We start from the raw sequence: 20,831 nt of genomic DNA on the forward strand, positions 1-20,831 counted from the left end.
CGTGGCGGTTATTGGCGTCGACCTCGGCACGCAAAGTCTGAAGGCGATTGTCGTCGACGACCGCTTCAGGCTGCGCGGCGAGGCGGGCGTGCCATATCAGCCAAGTTTCCCGCAGCCGGGATGGGCGGAGCAGGACCCGGCGCTGTGGCTCGCCGCGCTGCGGCCTGCAATCCGCAAGGCGCTGGAAGCAAGCAAGCTGAAGCCGCGCGACATCAAGGGCATCGCCGTCAGCGGCCAGCTCGACGGCTGCGTGCCGGTGGATGCGAACGGCAGCGTGCTTTCGCCGTGCATCATCTGGATGGACCGCCGGGCCGAGGCGGAGGTGGCGGGGCTTGATGGCGGGCACATGCGCGAGCGCACCGGACTGGTGCTCGACGCCTCGCATATGGCGGCAAAAATCCGCTGGATGACACGCAACCTGTCTGAGACTGCGGCCTGCCGCACCTGGCACCAGCCGGTATCGTTTGTAGTCGAAAGATTGTGCGGCGAGGCGGTCATGGACCATGCGCTCGCCTCGACGACCATGCTCTACGGCCTCGAGGAACGTGACTATGCCGACGACCTTCTCGACCTGTTCGAGGTCGAGCCCGAAAAGCTGCCGGCGATCGGCGAGGCGTCTTCCGCGGCCGGAACGCTGTCGCGGGCGGGGGCCGAACTCACTGGGCTGCCGGCCGGTATAACAGTCGCGGTCGGCACCGGCGACGATTTCACCAACGCCATCGGCGCCGGCGTGGTCGAGCCGGGCACGGTATCGGTGAGCCTCGGCACCGGGGAAGTCATCGGTGCGGTGTCGGACGATCTCAAGCTCGATGGTGAAGGTCTGTTGCAGACCCACGGTTATGTCGGCGGCCGCTATTATCTCGGCAATCCCGGCTGGCTGGCCGGCGGTTCGGTCACCTGGTTCCTGTCGACCTTCAGCGTTGGCACGCCAGCCGAGCTTTCGGCGCTGGCCGCGAGTGCTGCGCCTGGAAGCAGCGACCTGCTGTTCCTGCCGGCACTGAATGGCGCGATGGCGCCGCGCTGGATCGCCGGTGCCCGCGGCGCTTTCTACGGGCTGACGCCTGCCCATGGCCGGGCGGCCTGCGCCCGCGCCCTGCTGGAAGGCTGCGCCTTCGCCATGCGCGACGTGGTCGACCGGCTGGAGGCGATGGGCGTTGGCGCCGGCCGCATCCGCCTGTGCGGTGGCGGCGCGAAGAGCCGCATCTGGGCGCAGATCCGCGCCGATGTCAGCCGCCGGCCGGTCGAGGTGCTGAACGCCGCTGATACGTCGCCGATCGGCGCCGCCATCCTTGCCGCCGTTGCCGTAGGCAATGCCGCGAGCGTCGCCGAGGCTGCGGCGGCGGTGCCGCGCATACTGGAAACGATCGAGCCCGACGCGACGCGCGCCGACCTCTACGACCGCTGCTATCGCCGCTACCGGATGCTGTTCGAGGCGCTGGCGCCCCTCTATAGCGAGGGCGCGTGACCATGGTTGGCGACAGTCCCAACGATTCCCTCATGTTCGGCTTCTTCCCCAACGGCGTCGGTGTGGCTAATGTGCTTGATTTCAGGGATGATTTGCCCGCGCCGCCGGCCTATGTGGCTAAACATCGAGGCGCGGACGGATTCGCCGAACTCGCGGACATGCTGATCGCGGCAAAGGGGCAGGAATGGACAACGGCAGGCTGACCAAGAAGGAGAGGCACGAACTGATCCTTTCCGAGATAAGAACCTCGGCCGCCATCCGCATCTCGAAACTCGCCAAGCGTATCGGCGTCGCCGGCGAGACCATCCGCCGCGACCTGATCGAACTCGGCGACGCCGGCCTGATCAACCGAACCTATGGCGGCGCCACCATCTCGCTGGTGACCAGCGAACCGGCGATCTCCGAGCGCGGCCTGACCCTGGTCGAGGAACGCGCCCGCATCGGCCGCGGCACGGTCGGGCTGGTCGAGAAGGGCCAGATCGTGATGATCGACGGCGGCTCGACCACCTACGAGGTGGCGCGCAACCTGGCGCAGTTCAGCCGCGACCTGACGATCATCACCAATTCGACCGGCATAGCCTCGGTTTCCGGCGGCAATCCGACTTTTCGCGTGATCCTCTGCCCCGGCACTTATGACAATCGGGAAGGCAGCGTGCTCGGCGAGGACACGGTCGAATATGTCAGCCGCTACAATGCCGACATCGCCATCATCGGCGCCTCCGGCATAACGGTGGATGGTCCGAACGACATGATTTCGGGTGCTGTTGCCGTGAAGCGGGCGATGATCGGCCAGGCCATGTCGACGGTGCTGGTCGTCACCCACGACAAATTCGGCCGCGCCAGCTTGCAGCGCGTCTGCAAGCTCGGCGACATTTCCGATGTCGTCACCGACGCCGAGCCGCCTGCCGGGTTCCGCGAGGCGATGCAGCAGGTCGGGTCGGAACTGCATGTATTCGAGGGGCGCTGACGGCCTCTTGGTGCTGCAAACAGCCGGCGTGACGCCGTCCCTCATCTCGTCGTCGCCACCTCGTGCCTGTGTGGATTTGCACATATGAAAGCGTAGCTTCAGCGGCTGTCTCATCGTGGGCGTTCATGGTCTGCTTCAGCCAGTCGCTAATGTTGGCAACCAAGCAAGTCTGGCTAGCTTCGCCAACGGATGAGCAACGGTCCTCGCGGACAACACCTATCGCCGCCACGCCGCGGAAAAATCCGCGCCGGCCGGTAATCCTTCGCTTTTCACATCCGGTTTGCCGCCGTCAGGACGTATCGGGGCGCGCCTGCTCCAGCGCGTCCAGGGCCAGCGCATGGGCGTGCGCCAGGATCTCGTCGATCTCGCGGATGTTCTTCCGGTGCCGGGGATCCGGGTCGTAGGGCGACAGCTGGCCGCCGGGCGGCCGGCCAAGCCACAGCGGCCGTGTCCGCTGGAACCGGATGGTGCCGCGCTTCGTCCTGCCGCGCACCACCACGGCGCTGCCAAGCTGCCTCATTTCCGCGACCGCCGCGTCGCAGCGCGCCTTCCAGTGTGCAAAGCGCCTTGCCTGTTTTGGCAGGTCGTCGAGGGCGGCGCCCAGCGCTGCCAGCCGCAGGCCGAGCCGTGCCGCATCGATCGGATCGTCCGGCGACGGAGGCTTTGGCTGCGGCGGCAGCGGAGCCCGTTCGCTGAAGCCGGGAACCGAGATGCGCGGTACGCCGCGCGCCGGCCCATGGCCGCGTCGGACGCGGAACGGATACTTTTGGGGATCGAACAGCGGCAGGCTCATGGTTCGGGGCCTGGCGTTGCGCCGTTCGGCGGCTTTCCGCTCGGCTTCGTAACGGGCAAAGTCCCGCTTCGACAGGGTGACGGCGAGGCCGAGGCGGCGCATGGCGGCCACCGTGTCGGAAATTTTTGGTTTCGGCTTTCGCGGACGTAGCGGCGGGAGCGTCACGACGATGTCTTGCGCCGCCGCGATGACGAGGCGCCGCGCGGCGGATTCGGCCGGACGCAGCAGCCGCAGGATTACGCGGTAGAGATGGCGGGGGAGGGTTGACGCGCCGCCGGCCATCTCGGCCATTCCGACGAGCATGGCGAGGATGCGCTTGAGTGCCTCCCGGTTAGTCTCGATTGCCGCATTCCCTTCCACCAAGTCCACCGCCAGCTCCTTTCCAGCACAAGCGGACGGATTATCGCACCGATCGGGAGGGCGGGGATGAACTCTCGAAAAATTCTTGGCGCGCGGCAGCAGGCGGTCGGCCAAGGCATTGAAAAGACAAGAGAGAGATTCCGGAAAATAAAAAAATTCACAACGGAATAGCTTCTTCCTTCCCCGTTTCGGAGGCTGCTTAAGCTTTCATCCTCCGTCAAGCGGCGGGAAAGTGCTGGTGCTGCGGTCGCCATTTGTGCTGATGATCAGTGTCCTTGACTGTCGGCGCCGTCCCCACCCGCCTACCGGGCGTCTCTTTCCTCAAGCGGCTCTGCGAAAAGCATCCCTGGGTTCGCAGACACGGACGTCGCACTCCGTCCAGCACCCCTCATCCGTCTCGGCTCCGCCTCGACACCTTCTCCCCTTGTGGGAGGTCCGCAGGACGGCCGAGCGAAGCGAGGTCGGATGAGGGGTGTTGGACGGAGCGCGGCGCCGCCCATCTGCGATTGCCTTGCCGTTGCGGTTGCAGATGTGCCGATCAAACGCGAGCATCGGTCGCTTCCTGCCGTTCCGAACCCGCGAAATCCAGCGCTCCCCTGAGTTTGAGCCGGTCCGCATGGTGGCAGGCGACCATGTGGCCGTCGGCCGTCTCTCGCAATTCCGGCACGCGCTCCGCGCATGCAGCGGTGGCGTAGCCGCAGCGGGTGCGGAAGCGGCAGCCGGAGGGCGGGTTGGCGGCGTCGGGGCGCTCGCCGGTGAGCAGGATCGGCCGGCGCGGGGCGTCCGGATCGGGCTCCGGCACCGCCGACATCAGCGCCTCGGTGTAGGGATGCCTTGGCGTGTAATAGACCTGCTTTGTGGTACCGACCTCGACGATTTTTCCGAGATACATGACCGCGACCCGGTTGCAGACATAGGCGACGGCGGTGAGGTCGTGGGCGATGAACAGGTAGGTCAGCCCGAGGCTTTCCTGCAGGGCGGCGAGCAGGTTGAGGATCTGCGCTTGGATCGACACGTCGAGCGAGGAGATCGGCTCGTCGCAGACCACCAGGGCCGGATTGAGCACCAGCGCGCGGGCAATCGCGATGCGCTGGCGCTGGCCGCCGGAAAAGGCATGCGGGAAACGCTTCAACTGGTCCTTCGACAGGCCGCATTTCACCGCGATGTTGAGCACGCGATCGTCGATCTCCTTGCGCGACAGTTTTCCCCAGTCGCCGGCGCCGGCGATCAGCGGTTCGGAGATGATGTCGCGCACCGTCATGCGTGGGTTCAGCGACGCATAGGGGTCCTGAAAGATCATCTGCATGTGGTGGCGCGAGCGGCGTAGCGCCTGCTTGTCGAGGCTGGTGACGTTCAGTGTGCCGCCGCCCGCCGAAAGCTCGACCGTGCCGGCGGTCGGCTCGACGCCGCGCAGCACCGCCAGGCCGAGCGTCGTCTTGCCCGAGCCGCTTTCGCCAACCAGCCCGAGCGTCTCGCCGCGCGCGATCTCGAACGACACGTCTTCGACGGCGCTGACATAGCCGGCCGGCTTCGCGAAAAAACCCTTGGTGCGAGTGGGGAAACGTACCGACAGGTTTTTGACCCTGAGAAGAGGCGATGCGGCCGAAATTTCGGGCGAGACCGGATTGGGCGCTGTTTCGGTCGTCATGCCAAAACCTTCTCACCGTGGACGCATTCGACCTCGTGGCGGCCGGCGGCGTGGCGTGGCGGCTGCAACTCGGCGCAGCGCGGCAGCACCGCGACCGGGCAGCGCGGATGGAAGCGGCAGCCGGGGGGAACGTCAAAAATGTTGGGCACCGAGCCGGCGATGGGGCGGATGCGGCGGCCGCGATCGATGTCGCCGAGGCGCGGAACCGCGTCGAGCAGCGCCCGCGTATAGGGATGCGCGGGCTTGCGAAAGATGTCGCGCACCGGGGCGCTCTCGATGATGCGGCCGGAATACATGACGGCCACCCGGTCTGCCATCTGGGCGACGATGCCGAGATCGTGGGTGATGAACAGGATCGCCATGCCGAGGTCGCGCTGCAGGCTGCGCAGCAGTTCGAGAATCTGGCCCTGGATGGTGACGTCGAGCGCGGTGGTCGGCTCGTCGGCGATGAGCAGGCTCGGCCCGCAGATGAGCGCCCTGGCGATCATGGCGCGCTGGCGCATGCCGCCGGAGAACTCCGACGGATACCGGTCGAGCGCGCCGACGGGATCGGGGATGCCGACCTTGGCGAGAAGTTCGGCAGCCCGCGCCCGCGCCGCCTTGCGGCCAACGTCTTCGTGCACGGTCACCACTTCGGCGATCTGCTGGCCGATCGTGTGAATGGGCGAAAAGGAGCTCATCGGCTCCTGGAAGATCATGCCCATGCGGGCGCCGCGGATCGCCTCGATGCCTTTGCCGTGCGTGCCGAGTTTCGCCACGTCGGCGCGGAATCCGTCGTTTGTCTGCAAGGCGATCTCGCCGCGTGCGACCTTCAGGTTGGCGCCGAGCAGTTGCATCAGCGCCAACGCCGTAACGCTCTTGCCCGAGCCGCTTTCGCCAACAAGCGCCAGCACCTCGCCGCGCGCGATGTCGAAGGAGACGTCCTGGGTGATCGGCACGGAACTGCCGTCGCGGGTGTCCAGCGCGATCGACAGGCCGCGCACGGAGAGGATTGGAGCTTCTATGGGTGTGATCATCATAACTTTGAATAGGGGTCGGCGGCATCGCGCAGGCCGTCGCCGACGAAGTTGAAGGCGAGCACGGCGATGATGACGAAGACGCCGGGGATCATCAGCCACGGCGCCTGGTCGATGGCGCGGATGCTTTGCGCGGCGAAAAGCAGTACGCCCCAGCTTTCGACGGGCTCGCGCAGGCCGAGGCCAAGGAAGGACAGCGAGGTTTCTGCCAGCAGGATTTCCGGGAAGGCGATCGAGGCGTCGACGATCAGGTAGCTCAGGAAGGACGGCAGAAGGTGGCGGCGGATGATGCTCGCGTCCGAGCAGCCGGACAGCCGCGCAGCGAGCACGAAATCCTCGTGCCGGGTGGCGAGCAGCTTGCTGCGCACGGTGCGCGCCAGCCACGTCCAGCCGAGCAGCGCCAGGATTGTGGTGATGGCGAGATAGGTGGCGAGCGGTCCCCAGTCGCGCGGCATCAGCGCCGCCAGCGCCAGCCACAGCGGCAGCGTGGGGATAGAGCGGATGAACTCGATCAGCCGCATGATGAAATTGTCGATGCGCCCGCCGAAATAGCCGGCTATGCCGCCGATCGCGGCGCCGAGCACGAACGAGACGGTGACGCCGACAAACGCGACCGCGAGCGAGGCGCGCGTCGCGTGGACGGAGCGAGAGAACAGGTCGAGCCCGGTGAAATCCGTACCGAAGAGATGGATGAAACCCTCGTCCGTTCCGAACAGATGGATGTCGGTCCGGATGACGCCGAGCAGCCGGTAGGGCGCGCCTCGCACGAAGAAGCGGATCGGCCATTTCTTCGACGTGTCGACCTGGTGCGTCATACGCAGCGTGACCATGTCGCGCACGGCCTTGCTGCCGTAGACGAAGGGCCGCATGTGAATGGCGCCGGTCTCGTCGACGAAACGCGGCAGCATCGGCGCGCCGGCGACATACTGCGGATTGCGCTGGCCAGGCGGATAGGGGCTGATCGTCTCGGCAAACAGCGTCATCGCCAGGAACATGCCGAGCAGCGCCATGCCGACCATGGCCATCTTGTGGCGGCGGAATTTCCACCACATCAGCTGCCACTGGCTGGCGAGATCCGGCCGGTAGGGTTTGCGGCGGAAGAGGAAACGGGAGGGCGCAAGGCCTTCAAGCAGAGACATCGCCGTCACTCCAGCCGGATGCGCGGATCGAGCAGCACGAGCAGGAGGTCGGAAACGAAGGTGCCGATGATCGTGAGCAGGCAATAGAGGAAGATCAGCGCGCCGGCGAGGTACATGTCCTGATTGAGCAGCGCGTTGAGGAAAAGCGGGCCGGTGTCGGGCAGCGCCAGCACGTAACCGACGATCGGCGCGCCGGAGATGACGTAGGTGAGCCGCCAGCCGAGCGTCGCGGCGATCGGATTGAGCGCCATGCGCACGGGATAGCGGATCAGCAACTGCATCGGCGACAGGCCGCTGGCCTTGGCGGCGAGCACATACATCTTGTCGAGTTCGTCGAGCACGGCGGCGCGCATCGAGCGGATCAGATAGGCGGTGCCGGCAGTGCCCAGCACCAGCACCGGAATGACCAGATGCGAGAGGAAATCTTTGACCCGCGCCCAGCTCCAGGGGGCGTTGGCGAACTCCGGCGAAAACAGGCCGCCGACGCTCTGCCCGAAATATTTCTGGCCGAGATACATCAGCACCAGCGCCAACAGGAAATTCGGAATGGCGAGGCCGAGATAGCCGACCAGCGAGGATGCGTGATCGCCGAAGGAATAACGGTGCACGGCCGAATAGATGCCGATCGGGATCGACACGGCATACATGAAGAGAAGCGTGGAGAAGGCGATGGCCAGCGTCAGCGGCATGCGCTCGCCGATTGCTTCGCCGACCGGCCGCCGCCACTGCCAGCTATAGCCGAAGTCGCCCTGCAGCGCTCCGGAAAGCCAGCGCCAGTATTGCTCGTGCCAGGGCTTGTCCAGCCCGAGTTCGACGCGCACCGCCTGCACGTCCGCCGCGCTGATGATGGCGCCCGTCGCCGCCCGCTGGGCCGCGACGATCTCGGCATAGTCGCCGGGCGCCGCCTGGATGATGACGAAAGAAACGAACGACACCAGCAACAGGGTGAAGGCGGTGTAGGCAAGCCTGCGTGACAGAAACGAGATCATCGCGCTCCCTGCCTTGGATGGATGCCAGGTCGGTTCAACGGTGCCCGGCGCTCCGGCAGCCCGGCCTTGGTCAAGCTATTCCTTGAACCAGGTGTCCGGCTGGTACGGATAAAGATAACCGAAATTGTAGTGCACCGTCTTCATGTCCGTCTTGACGTTTTTCAGGTGGTTGCCGACCACGACCGGCTTCGGCAGTTCGCCGATCGTGCCGATGATCGTCATGTTCTCGAGGTTGAGCTTGATCAGTTCCTTGCCGAGCTCGGTATAACGTTCGGTGCCGGGCAATACCGTCTTCCACTCGCGTGCGATCTCGTACATGCGCTTGGCCCAGGCCGGCGGTTCCTCGCCCTGCTTGCCGCCGGTCATGTCCCATTCCCGCCACTGCACGCCGAACAGCGGCGACAGGTCGGAATAGTAGGGGACATAGAGGCCGATATTGGCGATCAGCGTCGGCTCGTAGGGAACGTCCCACTCCATGTTGATGTCTGAGCGGCTGGTGCGGGCGTTGTCGCGCGTCGCCTCGCTGGTCAGTTCCTTCGGATTGACGTTCAGGCCGACCGCCTTGAAGTAGTCGGTCATCAGCTTGACGAATTCGGCATTGGCGAACTGGCTCGAATATTCCCACAGGATGGTGAAGGGCAAGCCGTCCGGGAAGGTGCGGAAACCGTCGCCGCCGCGCTTCATGCCCATCTCGTCGAGCAGGGCGTTCGCCTTGGCGACGTCGTAGTCGATCATGTAGTTGGCGTCGGCCTCGGTGGCGAAGGGCAGTTGCGCCGGCAGCGCCTGGCTGGGTTTGCCCAGGCCGAAATACAGGACCTGGTTCATTTCCTCGCGGTTGATCGCGTGGCTGATCGCCTGACGGAACCGCAGGTCGCCATAGACGGCCCTGAGCTTCGGATCGACATGGGTGATGTTGAAGGCCAGCGCATTGCCGATCGAGCCGGGCGGCAGAAGCACCGTGAAGCCGCCCTTCGCCTCGTTCTCCTTGAAGGTCGGATAGGAGCTGAGCTCGTTGCCCTGCGCCTTGAAGTCGACCTCGCCGTTGAGGACCGCCAGCACCTGCAGGTCCGCGTTGAGGAAACGCTCGCGCACCCGGTCAATATAGGGGAGCTGCTGCCCCGAACTGTCGACCTTGAAATAATAGGGATTGGCCTTCAGCACGCGCTGCTGGGTGTCGGGCGCGATCTCGATGACGTGGGCTTCCAGCGTCGGCACCTCGAGGGCGGCGGGCGATACGGTCGCGTCGTCATGGTATTTGTTGTAGTAATTGACGAACCACTTCTTCCAATCCTCGAAGCCGGCGGCCTTGGCGTCCTCGTTCGCCTTCGGATTGTATTTCGGCAGGAATTTCTTGAAGAAATGCGCCGGCGCGAAGGTGCTGAAATAGGAGCCGTTGGTAGCCATGTAGGTCAGGAAGCCGGGGAAGGGCTCGTCGAACGACACCTCGACATGCTGGTCGTCGATCTTCCTGGCATGCACGTTGACGCCCCATTCGGTCGTCGTCTCCGCGCTCAGGTCCTTGTTCTGGATGATGTCCTCGAAGAAGAAGACCACGTCGTCGGCGCCGAAGGGCGTACCGTCGGACCATTTGTGGCCCTTGCGCAACTCGAAGGTGATCGACTTGTGGTCGTCTGACCATTTCCAGGAGCGGGCGACATTCGGCACGATGGTCTGCAGATCGTCCGAGATGCGCACCAGCACGGCCTGCCGCCAGCTCAGAATGTCGGAAGTTCCGGAGGTCGGCGCGCGCGAGGTGCCCTCGATCGTGCCGCCATACTTGCCGCATTCGACATAGGGCAGGACCACCAGCGGCTGTTCGGGCAGGCGCTCGCCCACCGGCTTGAGCTTGCCTGATTTCACGTCGTCGGCAAACAGCGGGTTTTCGGTGAAGGCGAGTTTTGCGCCGGCCGCGGTCGCTTCGTCGATCTCGACCTGATGCGGGAAGGCGCCCTTGAGATTTTGCGGATCGGCAACGGTCGGGCAGGCGGCCGCGAAGGCTGCCGCGGAATTCAGCAAGGCGAGAGTAAGGACGGAGATGCCGAGCGCGGCTCTTCGCTGGTTAAAAAGCGTCATGCTTCCACTCCCCGGTTTCGGCGTCGAAGGCCTCGATTGCGAGAATGAAGGAATAGAATGACTAAACGGTCATCATGTCAATCGCAAGATTGACTGATCGGGCGTATATTTGTTGAACCCAGCACATCATATGTCGTGACTCTGTCACGGATTGGCGCTATGCGCGCGGCTCCCCAATGACAATCTCCACACCCGCGGCTCGCAGAGCGTTCTCAACCGCATCATCCGGTGCGCGATCGGTCACCAGCCGGTGCACCCGGTCGGCCTTGCAGACTTGGAACAGGGCATGCCGGCCGAGCTTACTGCCGTCGGCCAGCACGGTGACATGGCGCGCGCTGGCGATCATGGCGCGCGCGATGAAGGCTTCCTCGGCGTTGAAGTCCATGAAGGTGCCGCCCTGGTCGACCGCGCCAATGGTCAGCACCGCGTGGTCGGCATGCAGCCGCTGGATCTGGTCGACGACGAGTGGGCCGAGCACCTCGTGCCCGTCGCCGAAATAGCGGCCGCCGAGCAGGTATACCTCGCTTGGCGAGGGCGCCGACCACATCTCCGAGGCCACCACCGTGGAGTTGGTGATGACCGTGAAACTGCCGGCATTCTTGAGGGATTCGGCGAAATAGGCAGTGGTCGAGCCGGCGTCGACCAGCAGGCTGTCGCCTTGCCGGAACAGCGCTGCCGCCGCGCGGCCGATAGCGATTTTCTCGCCGCGGGCCGTCGCCCGGCGGTCGCCGAGCGGGCTCTCGAGGGCAGTCTGCATGAACACCGCACCGCCATGGACCTTTCGCAGCAACCCCTGTTCGGAAAGCAGCGTCAGGTCGCGCCGCACCGTTTCGCGCGAGGTGTCCAGCAGCGTCGCGAGTTCGTCGACACTGATCTTGGTGGCCTCCTTCACCAGGAGGGCCATCCGCTCGCGACGTTCTTCAGGTTTCATAGTGCAAAACCGCCATTGCCTGTTCGGTCACAATGTGACATTAAAATGACCATTCGGTCAAACGTAGCGTACATTCCATGGCTTCGCCTGCCGCCCTCCAACAGCCTGCTCCCCGTCCACCCTCGAATGCGGCGGCTTACGACGTCGCCATCATCGGCGCCGGCGTGGTCGGCTGTGCCATAGCGCGTTCTCTAGCGATTCGCGGCTGGAAGGCGATCGTTCTGGAGAAGGGCGGCGACATTCTGGAGGGCGCCAGCAAGGGCAACAGCGCGCTGCTGCACACCGGTTTCGACGAGCCGGCCGGCGGCATGGAGCTGAAACTGATCAAGGCGGGCTGCGCGACCTATCGCCGGATCCACGGACGCATGAACCTGCCGTTGGTCGAGACGGGTGCGCTGGTGGTCGCATGGGATGAGGAGCAACTGGGCAAACTGGCTGGCATCGCGGCCCACGCGCAAGCCAACGGCGTTGCCGTTTCGGTGCTCGACCGCGCCGCGCTGCGCCGCCGTGAGTCGATGCTGTCGGAACGGGCGCTGGGCGCGGTTGACGTGCCGGAAGAAGCGATCATCGATCCGTGGAGCGCACCGCTTGGCTACATCAGGCAGGCGATGATGCATGGCGCCGAACTTTTGACCGGCGCAGAAGTGGCCGGCCTTTCGCGCAGGCAGGGCGCATGGCGTATCGAAACAGGAAAGGGCGAAGTCGCGGCCCGGCTGGTGGTCAACGCCGCCGGGCTGTTCGGCGACCGGATCGAGACGCTGGCTGGCCGCCAGCCGGGCTTCACCATCCGGCCGCGAAAGGGCCAGTTCGTGGTCTACGACAAGCCGGCGCATGATCTTGCCAAGGCGATCATCCTGCGCGTGCCGACAGAGCGCACCAAGGGCGTGCTGATCACCCGCACCGTCTTCGGCAATCTGCTGCTCGGGCCAACCGCCGAGGACCAGGAGGACCGCATCCATGCTGCCTGCGAGGAAGCGGTTCTGAGGCGCATCATGGCCGAGGGAGAAGCGATGCTGCCCGCGCTGGCCGGCCAGACGGTCACGGCGACCTTCGCCGCCTTGCGGCCTGCGACGGAGCATCGCGATTACGTGCTGAAGGCCGACGCCGAAAATGGCTGGCTGACGGTGGGCGGCATCCGCTCCACCGGCCTGTCGGCCTCGCTCGGCATCGGCGAATGGGCCGCCGAGCAGGGCTCGATCATCCTTGGCGAGGTGCGTCCCGCACCACCCGACGACGATCTCGACTGGCCGCGCATGCCACCGATCTCGGAAGCGCTTCCCCGGCCGTACCGGCAGGCCGGGCGCTCGCCCATCGTCTGCCATTGCGAATGGGTGACCGAAAACGAGGTCAGCGCGGCCCTTTCCGGTCCCGCGCCGGCCGGTACTTTGGGCGGGCTGAAGCGCCGCACCCGCATCGCCATGGGCCGCTGCCAGGGTTTTGGCTGCACCGGCGCGCTGGCGCGGCTGGCGCCGCATCTCGTCGAAGCTGGCAAGACCGACGCCGCGGCATGAACCGGGAGCCGGATGTGCTGATCGTCGGCGGCGGGCCGGCGGGGCTGGCGGCCGCCCGCGCGCTGGACCGGCGAGGGGTGCGGAATGTCGTGGTGGTCGACCGCGAACCGGAAGCGGGCGGCATTCCGCGCTTCTGCCCGCATCCGACCTTCGGGCTGACCGATTTTTTCCGGCTGATGTCAGGCCCCACCTACGCGGCGCGGTGGCGTTCGCTGGTCGATCCGGGCACGATATTTTCTTCGACGACCGTCACGTCGATCGGTCCGGAACTGGAAACGATGCTGTCTGGCGATAAGGGCGAAGTGCTGGTCAGGCCAAAACGGCTGCTGCTCGCCACGGGCATCCGCGAGACGCCGCGCGCCGCCCGTCTGGTGTCCGGCGACCGGCCGCGCAACATCTTGACCACCGGCGCACTGCAGCGCGTCCTGTCCGAGGGCAAATGCCTGCCGTTCCGCCGGCCGTTGATCGTCGGCACCGAGCTTGTCTCGTTCTCCGCGCTGCTCAGCCTGCGCGACGCCGGCGTCAGGGCGGTCGCCATGGTCGAGCCGGGCGAGCGCATCGTCGCGCGCCGCCCCGCAGACCTGTTCGCGCGGGCCGTGCTCGGCACGCCGATCCGCTACCGTTCGCGTGTCGTCCGCGTCAACGCGGCGCCCAACGATGCAGGGCGGATGGCGTCGGTCACGCTGGAGGACGCGACCGCCCGGAACGAGGATGTCGCCTGCGACGCGGTGATTTTCACCGGATGCTTTACGCCCGAAGCCTCTCTGCTCGGCCGCCGCCCGGACCTTTGCGACGTGGGCACGCGCGGGCCGGCCGTCGATCAGTTCTGGCGTCTGGCCGAGCGCGGGCTCTATGCCGCCGGCAACGTGCTGCGTCCCATCGAGACCGCCGCCTGGTCGGCGCGCGAGGGGGCGCTGGCGGGCGAGGCCATCGCCAACGATCATCTTGGCGGCGCGCCGCTCGGCGAACGCCGCTTGCCGATCCGTGCCGAGGGTTTGGTCGCTTTCTCGACGCCGTCCTGCCTGACCGTGCCGGGGGTTGCGCTCGGACCGTTGCGGTTGGCGGTGCGGGTGAAAATGGCGGCGCGCGGACGCTTCACGCTTTCCGCCGATGGTGCGCGCGCGTGGAATTCGGGCCTGATGACAGTCATGCCGGAACGCAGGATTTTGCTCGATCCCAAATTTCCGAATCTGGAAAGGGTCGGCGAGCTCCGCATCGGCTTCGAGGCTCGGGCATGAAAGTCGCCTCCATTGACCAGGGTACGACATCGACTAAGGGCCTGCTCGTTGGCGATGCCGGCGAGGAGGAGACCGTCGGCGCGGTCAGGCATCGGCAGATCCTGCCCCGGTCGGGCTGGGTAGAGCATGACGCAACTGAACTGCTGGAGAACGTCCGCGCCTTGATCAACGAAGGCGCGGCGAGCGGAGCGAAGGGCGTTGCCCTCGCCAACCAGGGCGAAACGGTCGTCGCCTGGGACCGCGACAGTGGCGCGCCGCTCGCCAATGCCATCGTCTGGCAGGATCAGCGCACGGAGGCGGAGGTCGCAGCACTCGCCGAAGCCGGGAAAGGCGAAACGGTGCGGGCGCTGAGCGGCGTGCCGCTCGATCCGTATTTTTCGGCAAGCAAGCTGCGCTGGATGCTCGATCATGTCGAGGGCGCCGCCGAACTGGCGCGCCGCGGCCGGCTGGGACTTGGCACGTCCGACAGCTTTTTCATCGAGCGGCTGACGGGGCGCTACGTCACCGACGTCACCACCGCCTCGCGGACGTCGCTGATGAATTTGGATCGATACGCCTGGGACCCGGCGCTTTGCGATGTGTTCGGCGTTCCCATGGAACTGCTGCCGGAGATCGTTGCCGGGGACGAGCCGGTCGGCATGGTGACGACGCCATCCGGACCGCTGCCGCTGCTGGCCTCGGTGGTCGATCAGGTCGCGGCACTTTACGGTCACGGATGCCGTTCTCCCGGTGAGGGCAAGGTCACCGTCGGAACGGGGGCCTTCGCGCTGATGCTGACCGGCTTCGAGCGGCCGGTCGGGCTTGGCGATGGCATCGTGCCAACTGCGGCGTGGCCGACCGCGAAGGGCCGCGCCTATGCTGCGGATGGCGGCGTCTATACGGCGGCGGCGGCCGTCGAATGGCTGATGCGGATTGGCCTGCTGGCTAGCCTTGACGAGATCGGCGCGCTGTCCGGACCGAGCGCCGCGAGCCGCGACCTCTTCTTCGTGCCGGCGCTGGCCGGCCTTGCCTGCCCGCACTGGGATCGCAGCGCGGCGGGCCTGTTCATCGGCATGGACACGGCCACCAGCCGCGAGGATCTGGTCAAGGCGGTGCTCGAAGGCGTGGCCTTCCGCATCGCCGAAGTCGTCGAGACGCTAGGCTTCGCCAGGGACGCGGCGATCTCGGTCGATGGCGGGCTGACCCGCTCGGCCTATTTCATGCGGTTCCTGTCCGGCATATCAGGGCGTCCCCTGATCGGGCGCGGTGAAGCGGAGGTGACGGCGCTGGGCGCGGCGCATCTCGCTCAGGCGATTGCCGGCGGCCGTGACCTGTCCGAACCTGCGGCTGGGTCCATCTTGCCGCTGGCGGCTATCCGACCGGAGTTCGAGGGCCGCGCTGCCGCTGCCCTGCGCGGCCGGTTCGCCGAGGCGCTTTCCCGGTCGAAAGGCTGGCGGCGATGAAGGTTGAGAAGCGGCTGCGATGATCGATCCTGGATGCGGCGGCAACTATCGCCGCGTCCCTGGCCTACGAAGGTTTGAGAGTTTGAAATTGTTCGAAAATGTCAAACCTGCGCACAATAGAATGTTGTAACTTCAACATAGTGTGTGGTAGTAACCACTGTATCAATTCTGGCGTCGCCGGTCGCATGGCGGCCGCCTCGATCTACCCGACCCTTTGCCCAAAACGGCCCCTGGAGACAGCCTGACAATGAGACATCTGGAAATTCGCCAGGAGATGATCGCGGTCTGCAATTTCATGGTCGATCGCGGCATCAACCAGGGTACGGCGGGCAATATCAGCGTGCGCGTGGAAGAAGGGTTTCTCATCACCCCGTCTGGCGTTCCCTATCCCGAAATGGTGCCGGAAGACATCGTCACCATGCATATCGACGCCTCGCATGTCGGCCTACGAAAACCTTCGACCGAATGGCGTTTCCACCGCGACATCATGGAGAAGAAGCCGGAGGTCGGCGCTGTCATCCACCTGCATTCGCGTTTCTGCACCTCGCTGTCGATGCTGCGGCGGGAGATTCCGGCGGTGCATTACATGATGGCGGTAGCCGGTGGGCCGACCGTGCCCTGCGTGCCTTATGTCACCTGGGGCACACAGGAGCTTGCCGATCTGATCCTCGGCGCCTTGCAGGACCGGTTTGCCTGCCTTCTCGCCAATCACGGAATGGTGGCCATCGGTCCGAACCTCAAGCGGGCCGCCTGGCTGGCGGTCGAGATCGAGGCGCTCGCTTCGCAATACTGGCATGCGCTGCAGGTCGGCGTGCCCTACGTGCTGCCGGATGAAGAAATCGCGCGGGTGGCGGAGCGGTTCAAGAGTTATGGGCAGGGCGACGACGGGACGCGCCGCATCATGCCAAGCTGCTGCTGAGGGGCGGGGACAATCATGGACGGGGCAAAGAAGATCGAGCGGCTGCTTGAGGGAGCGTATGTCGATCCCGACACCGGAAAGACGGTTGGCGTCGCGACGAAGTCGCTGGTGATCAAACCGTCGCTGGCCGGTGTGGAAGCCGACCTCGTCGCGGGGCTTGGCTTCGGCAAAAGGGTCGCGGTGGTCAGCGACCGCACGACACACGCGGTGCTCGGCGGCAGGGTCGAGGCGGCACTGGAAGGCCGGCACACCGTGCAGGGCGTCGTGTTTCGAGAGCCGCCATATCCTGATGATGTGACAGCCGAAAAGATCCGGCACGAGACAGCCGGCGCCGATGCGATCGTCGCGGTCGGTGCAGGAACGATCAACGACCTCTGCAAATATGCGAGCGCGCTGGACGGCAAGCCCTACGCGATCTTCGCCACTGCCCCCTCGATGAACGGCTACACCTCCCTCAACGCGGCAATCACCAAGCACGGCCACAAGATGTCGCTCCCGGCGCAGGCGGCGGCGGGCGTGTTCTTCGATCTTTCCGTGCTCTCGGCCGCGCCGGCGCGGCTCATCCGCGCCGGGCTGGGCGACAGCCTCTGCCGCACCACGGCGCAAGCGGACTGGCTGCTGGCGCACCTGCTGCATGGCCTGCCGTTCCGCGAGCTTCCCTACGAACTTCTGGAGGACGACGAGGGTCCGCTGTTCGACAATGCGGCGGCGCTCATGGCGGGCGACTTGCAGGTCATGGAGCGGCTGGTGAACACGCTGGTGCTTGCGGGCTTCGGCACGGCGATCGTCGGCAACAGCCAGCCGGCCTCGCAAGGCGAGCACCTGATCAGCCACTACATCGACATGTTCGCCGACGGAAATCGGCCGCTGATCTACCATGGCGAGCAGGTGGGCGTGACGACGCTGTCGATGGTGCGCCTGCAAGAGCGCATGCTGGAGGAGACGCCTGTGATCTGGCCGGACACCGAGACCGAGGCGGGCTTCAAGGCGCGCTATGGCGACGAGCTCGGGGCCTCGTGCTGGGCGGAATTCCAGGGAAAACGCATCGACAGCCGCAAGGCGGAAGCGCTGAACGCGCGGCTCGCCGAGCGCTGGCACGACATGCGCGAGCGTATCGCAGGCGTGCTCTTGAAATCGTCCTACCTGACCGGCGTGCTGAAGGCGGCGGGCGCGGACCTGACGCCGGAAGCGATCCATCTTCCGCGCAAATTCTATGACGGCGCATTGCTGAGGTGCCGCGAAATCCGCAACCGCTATACGTTCCTCGACCTCGCCGCGAATGCCGGCAGGCTGGAAGGCGCGATCGGCGCAATTTGATTGTGGACATCGGGCCGTTGCATCATGCCTGACATGAGGGCAGGGCATCCTTGCGCGGCGCGGTCCGGGCTATGGTGCGGCGGCAGCCGGGAGGAACAAGGGGCGACATGAGCGAAAAGCCGAACATTCTTCTGATCTGCGCCGACCAATGGCGGGCCGATTGCATCTCCTCGCTCGGACATCCCAACGTGAAGACGCCAAACCTCGACGCGCTGGCGCGCGAGGGCGTGTTGTTCCGCAACCATTTCGGCCAGTGCACCCCCTGCGGCCCGTCGCGCACCAGCCTCTTGACCGGCCTCTATCTGATGAACCACCGCTCGGGCAAGAACGGCACGCCGCTGGACGCCCGCCACACCAACATCGCGCTGGAGGCGCGCAAGGCGGGATACGACCCGTCGTTGTTCGGCTACACCGACAACTCGGTCGATCCGCGCGGAAAACACCCGAACGATCCGGCGCTGACCGCCTATGACGAGGGTGTGCTGCCTGGTTTTCGCGCGCCCCTCCATTTGCCGGAGGACATGGGCGACTGGGTCGCCGAACTCATCCGGAAGGGCTACGATTTCCCCAATGGCCGCGACGACGTGTTTCGTCCGAAGAAGGATTTTGAAAAGCCGGCGGACAGGGGTTTTCGCTATATTCCGACAGAGTTTCCGGCGGAGGAAAGCGAGACCGCCTATCTCACTGACGAGTTCCTGAAATGGCTGCTGGTGCGCGAGCAGAAACCGTGGTTCGCACATTTCGTGTTCTTCCGGCCGCATCCGCCGCTGATCGCGCCAGAGCCCTACAACGCGGCGGTACACCCCGCCGACGTCGCGTTTCCGCATCGCGCCGCGACGCACGAGGCCGAGGCGGCGCAGCATCCGATGCTGGCCTACGAGATCAGCCGGCTGAACCGCGTCGGCGCCTATGACGAGCACACCCCGCTCAACATCGTGACCACCGACGAGCTGGAAATCCGCCAGATGCGGGCGACCTATTACGGACTGGTCAACGAGGTCGATTTCCATCTCGGCCGCATCGTCGAGCATCTGAAGACGACCGGCCAATATGACCGCACACTGATCATCGTCACCAGCGACCACGCCGAGATGCTGGGCGAGCATTTTGTCTGGGGCAAGGAGATCTATTTCGACCAGTCGTTCCATCTGCCTCTGGTCGTCCGCGATCCGCGCCCCGAGGCGAATGCCACGCGCGGCACCCAGGTCGAGGCGCTGACGCAGGCGATCGACATCATGCCGACCGTGCTCGAGTGGATCGGCCTGAAAGTGCCGCGCACCTGCGACGGCGCATCACTGATGCCGTTCCTGCGCGGCGAACAGCCGGCTGACTGGCGCGACGCCGTCTATTTCGAGCAGGATTTTCGCGATGTGCGGCTGCAGCGGCCGGAAACCATGCTCGGCATCACGTCCGATCAGTGTTGCTACGCGGTCGTCCGCGACAAGCGGTTCAAATACATACATTTCGCGGCCTTGCCGCCGCTGCTGTTCGACCTGGAGGCCGATCCGCACGAGACGACCAACCTGGCCACCGATCCCGCCTACGCATCCGTCATGCTGAAATATGCGCAAAAGATGCTGGACTGGCGGCTGACCTCGGCGGAGCGGACGATGACCAACATGCATCTGGGTGAGGGCGGTCTGTTCTCGCGGGAGTGACGCGCGTTCGAGAGCCGCCATGGGTTGCCTCCGAGCCTCTAGCGTCCTTTCCGCGCGCTGGGCTTTGAAGCGCCAAGACTGAAACTTGGTTTCCTTGAGGCATCTGCTTCATCGAAGCGCAAAAATTTGAACTACTATGTGTCGATTCTGTCATAAATGTTGTAGAGTCAACAATGTATGCGATACGCCCGAACGACGGGTTCGAAGCGATGGTCTTCTGAGGATTTCCGCATGCCGCATGATGGAGTGGAAGTAACCGAGGTCGTAGCAGGACCGGTATCCGCTCCTGCTTTCACGCGCGCGCCGGCAAGGCCGGTTTTCCAGCCGTGAGCGGCTTGCGCCTCCGCAACGTCGTTCGTCACTATGGCGGGTTCACCGCCGTGGACGGCGTCGACCTCGACATAGCCAAGGGCGAGCTGGTGACGCTGCTCGGGCCTTCCGGCTGCGGCAAGACGACGACGCTGCGCATGGTTGCCGGCTTCATGGCGCCGGACAGCGGCGACATACTGTTCGGCGAGCGGCGCATGAACGACGTGCCGCCGCATCGGCGCAACACCGCCATGGTGTTCCAGAGTTACGCGCTGTTCCCGCACATGACGGTCGCCGAGAACATCGCCTTCGGCTTGAAGATGCGAAAGATCCCGGCGGTCGAGCAGACCCGCCGCATCGGCGAGGCGATCGAAACGGTCAGCCTGCGCGGCCTTGAGGCGCGCCGTCCCGGACAGCTTTCCGGCGGCCAGCAGCAGCGGGTGGCGCTTGCGCGCGCCATCGTCACCCAGCCGGACATTTTGCTGTTCGACGAGCCGCTATCGAACTTGGATGCAAAACTGCGCGAAAAAGTGCGTCTGGAAATCCGCGAATTGCAGAAACGGCTTGGCGTCACCACGCTCTATGTCACCCACGACCAGGTCGAGGCGCTGGCGATCTCCGACCGCATCGTGGTGATGAACAAGGGTCGGATCGAGCAGGTGGGGGCGCCGGAGGCGCTCTACCGGTCGCCGCTCACCAGCTTCGTCGCCGACTTTCTCGGCGCTGCCAACATCGTCTTGGGCACGGCCGCTGGCGACCACCTCGTCACCACGCCAATTGGCCGGTTTTCGGTTGGGCCGGAGCGGAAACTCGCCGGTGGACCGGTCAAGATAAGCTGGCGGCCGGAGGACATGCGGGTCGCTGTCCCCGGCGCGGAGGCCAACATCGTCGGTGCCAGGGTGCGCGGCGTAGTCTTCTGCGGCAGTTTCATCGAACTTGTGCTCGACGCGGCCGGCCAGCAGTTGCGCGCCCAGGTCGATACAGGCTTCAGGGGACGCGAGGGCGACATGCTCGATTTCGCGGTGCCCTCGGACCGCGTGCGGGTGGTCGAGTGAG

General features: G+C 65.4%; 17 protein-coding genes. 10 read left to right on the forward strand and 7 right to left on the reverse strand.

What is annotated here, in order from left to right; translation table 11 throughout:
• Nucleotide 1 precedes the first annotated feature (1 nt).
• Genes ACH196_RS12940 through ACH196_RS12950 form a run of 3 tightly spaced genes read left to right on the forward strand, consistent with a single transcriptional unit; the run spans nt 2 to nt 2,432 of the window.
• Entirely contained in the window at nt 2-1,465 is a 1,464-nt protein-coding gene (locus ACH196_RS12940; RefSeq protein WP_396647311.1) for an FGGY-family carbohydrate kinase, read from the forward strand.
• On the forward strand, nt 1,462-1,668 hold the full coding sequence (locus tag ACH196_RS12945; RefSeq protein ID WP_396647312.1) for a hypothetical protein: 207 nt from the start codon (nt 1,462-1,464) through the stop codon (nt 1,666-1,668). Before ACH196_RS12940 ends, ACH196_RS12945 begins: the two co-directional genes overlap by 4 nt.
• Nucleotides 1,650-2,432, forward strand: coding sequence for a DeoR/GlpR family DNA-binding transcription regulator (locus ACH196_RS12950; RefSeq protein ID WP_396647313.1), 783 nt, complete (start codon nt 1,650-1,652; stop codon nt 2,430-2,432). The genes ACH196_RS12945 and ACH196_RS12950 overlap by 19 nt, the downstream gene beginning before the upstream one ends.
• A 289-nt stretch (nt 2,433-2,721) precedes the next feature.
• Here the strand turns inward: ACH196_RS12950 and ACH196_RS12955 are convergent, their stop codons facing one another.
• From ACH196_RS12955 to ACH196_RS12985, 7 genes are all read right to left on the reverse strand, one after another.
• Nucleotides 2,722-3,594 carry a hypothetical protein gene (locus ACH196_RS12955; RefSeq protein WP_396647314.1) on the reverse strand — a complete coding sequence of 291 codons (873 nt, stop codon included), beginning with the start codon at nt 3,592-3,594 and terminating at the stop codon, nt 2,722-2,724.
• 529 nt (nt 3,595-4,123) lie between these two features.
• A complete protein-coding gene (locus tag ACH196_RS12960) occupies nt 4,124-5,233 on the reverse strand; it encodes an ABC transporter ATP-binding protein (protein WP_396647315.1) in 1,110 nt (369 codons plus the stop codon).
• On the reverse strand, nt 5,230-6,249 hold the full coding sequence (locus tag ACH196_RS12965) for an ABC transporter ATP-binding protein (RefSeq protein WP_396647316.1): 1,020 nt from the start codon (nt 6,247-6,249) through the stop codon (nt 5,230-5,232). The genes ACH196_RS12960 and ACH196_RS12965 overlap by 4 nt, the downstream gene beginning before the upstream one ends.
• Nucleotides 6,249-7,388 (reverse strand): ABC transporter permease, encoded by a 1,140-nt coding sequence (locus ACH196_RS12970; RefSeq protein WP_396647317.1) that lies wholly within the window; start codon nt 7,386-7,388, stop codon nt 6,249-6,251. Before ACH196_RS12970 ends, ACH196_RS12965 begins: the two co-directional genes overlap by 1 nt.
• A gap of 5 nt (nt 7,389-7,393) precedes the next feature.
• On the reverse strand, nt 7,394-8,377 hold the full coding sequence (locus ACH196_RS12975) for an ABC transporter permease (RefSeq protein ID WP_396647318.1): 984 nt from the start codon (nt 8,375-8,377) through the stop codon (nt 7,394-7,396).
• A 75-nt stretch (nt 8,378-8,452) separates the two neighbouring features.
• Nucleotides 8,453-10,450, reverse strand: a complete 1,998-nt coding sequence (locus ACH196_RS12980; protein ID WP_396647319.1) for an ABC transporter substrate-binding protein — start codon at nt 10,448-10,450, stop codon at nt 8,453-8,455.
• Between the two features lie 157 nt (nt 10,451-10,607).
• Nucleotides 10,608-11,381, reverse strand: a complete 774-nt coding sequence (locus ACH196_RS12985) for a DeoR/GlpR family DNA-binding transcription regulator (RefSeq protein WP_396647320.1) — start codon at nt 11,379-11,381, stop codon at nt 10,608-10,610.
• A 77-nt stretch (nt 11,382-11,458) separates the two neighbouring features.
• Between ACH196_RS12985 and ACH196_RS12990 the strand changes: the two genes are divergently transcribed.
• The 7 genes from ACH196_RS12990 (at nt 11,459) to ACH196_RS13020 (ending at nt 20,830) form a co-directional block, all read left to right on the forward strand.
• The gene (locus tag ACH196_RS12990) at nt 11,459-12,892 is read left to right on the forward strand and encodes an NAD(P)/FAD-dependent oxidoreductase (RefSeq protein WP_396647321.1); all 1,434 of its coding nucleotides are present in this window, start codon (nt 11,459-11,461) and stop codon (nt 12,890-12,892) included.
• Nucleotides 12,889-14,130, forward strand: coding sequence for an FAD-dependent oxidoreductase (locus ACH196_RS12995; protein WP_396647322.1), 1,242 nt, complete (start codon nt 12,889-12,891; stop codon nt 14,128-14,130). Before ACH196_RS12990 ends, ACH196_RS12995 begins: the two co-directional genes overlap by 4 nt.
• Nucleotides 14,127-15,572 carry an FGGY family carbohydrate kinase gene (locus ACH196_RS13000; RefSeq protein ID WP_396647323.1) on the forward strand — a complete coding sequence of 482 codons (1,446 nt, stop codon included), beginning with the start codon at nt 14,127-14,129 and terminating at the stop codon, nt 15,570-15,572. Before ACH196_RS12995 ends, ACH196_RS13000 begins: the two co-directional genes overlap by 4 nt.
• Before the next feature lie 247 nt (nt 15,573-15,819).
• Nucleotides 15,820-16,491, forward strand: a complete 672-nt coding sequence (locus ACH196_RS13005; RefSeq protein ID WP_396647324.1) for a class II aldolase/adducin family protein — start codon at nt 15,820-15,822, stop codon at nt 16,489-16,491.
• Between the two features lie 15 nt (nt 16,492-16,506).
• Entirely contained in the window at nt 16,507-17,808 is a 1,302-nt protein-coding gene (locus ACH196_RS13010; RefSeq protein ID WP_396647325.1) for an iron-containing alcohol dehydrogenase, read from the forward strand.
• 107 nt (nt 17,809-17,915) lie between these two features.
• Nucleotides 17,916-19,466: an alkaline phosphatase family protein gene (locus tag ACH196_RS13015; RefSeq protein WP_396647326.1), complete on the forward strand. Its 1,551-nt coding sequence runs from the start codon at nt 17,916-17,918 to the stop codon at nt 19,464-19,466.
• A gap of 326 nt (nt 19,467-19,792) precedes the next feature.
• Nucleotides 19,793-20,830 carry an ABC transporter ATP-binding protein gene (locus ACH196_RS13020; RefSeq protein ID WP_396647327.1) on the forward strand — a complete coding sequence of 346 codons (1,038 nt, stop codon included), beginning with the start codon at nt 19,793-19,795 and terminating at the stop codon, nt 20,828-20,830.
• Nucleotide 20,831 lies beyond the last annotated feature (1 nt).

This window comes from Mesorhizobium sp. IMUNJ 23232, from assembly GCF_044326205.1.
Lineage (GTDB): Bacteria > Pseudomonadota > Alphaproteobacteria > Rhizobiales > Rhizobiaceae > Kumtagia.

Coding starts and splice junctions, on each gene's coding strand:
- ACH196_RS12950 (WP_396647313.1), top strand. CDS start 1,650: ATGGACAACGGCAGGCTGACCAAGAAGGAGAGGCACGAACTGATCCTT.
- ACH196_RS12960 (WP_396647315.1), bottom strand. CDS start 5,233: ATGACGACCGAAACAGCGCCCAATCCGGTCTCGCCCGAAATTTCGGCC.
- ACH196_RS12965 (WP_396647316.1), bottom strand. CDS start 6,249: ATGATCACACCCATAGAAGCTCCAATCCTCTCCGTGCGCGGCCTGTCG.
- ACH196_RS12970 (WP_396647317.1), bottom strand. CDS start 7,388: ATGTCTCTGCTTGAAGGCCTTGCGCCCTCCCGTTTCCTCTTCCGCCGC.
- ACH196_RS12975 (WP_396647318.1), bottom strand. CDS start 8,377: ATGATCTCGTTTCTGTCACGCAGGCTTGCCTACACCGCCTTCACCCTG.
- ACH196_RS12980 (WP_396647319.1), bottom strand. CDS start 10,450: ATGACGCTTTTTAACCAGCGAAGAGCCGCGCTCGGCATCTCCGTCCTT.
- ACH196_RS12985 (WP_396647320.1), bottom strand. CDS start 11,381: ATGAAACCTGAAGAACGTCGCGAGCGGATGGCCCTCCTGGTGAAGGAG.
- ACH196_RS12990 (WP_396647321.1), top strand. CDS start 11,459: ATGGCTTCGCCTGCCGCCCTCCAACAGCCTGCTCCCCGTCCACCCTCG.
- ACH196_RS12995 (WP_396647322.1), top strand. CDS start 12,889: ATGAACCGGGAGCCGGATGTGCTGATCGTCGGCGGCGGGCCGGCGGGG.
- ACH196_RS13000 (WP_396647323.1), top strand. CDS start 14,127: ATGAAAGTCGCCTCCATTGACCAGGGTACGACATCGACTAAGGGCCTG.
- ACH196_RS13005 (WP_396647324.1), top strand. CDS start 15,820: ATGAGACATCTGGAAATTCGCCAGGAGATGATCGCGGTCTGCAATTTC.
- ACH196_RS13010 (WP_396647325.1), top strand. CDS start 16,507: ATGGACGGGGCAAAGAAGATCGAGCGGCTGCTTGAGGGAGCGTATGTC.
- ACH196_RS13015 (WP_396647326.1), top strand. CDS start 17,916: ATGAGCGAAAAGCCGAACATTCTTCTGATCTGCGCCGACCAATGGCGG.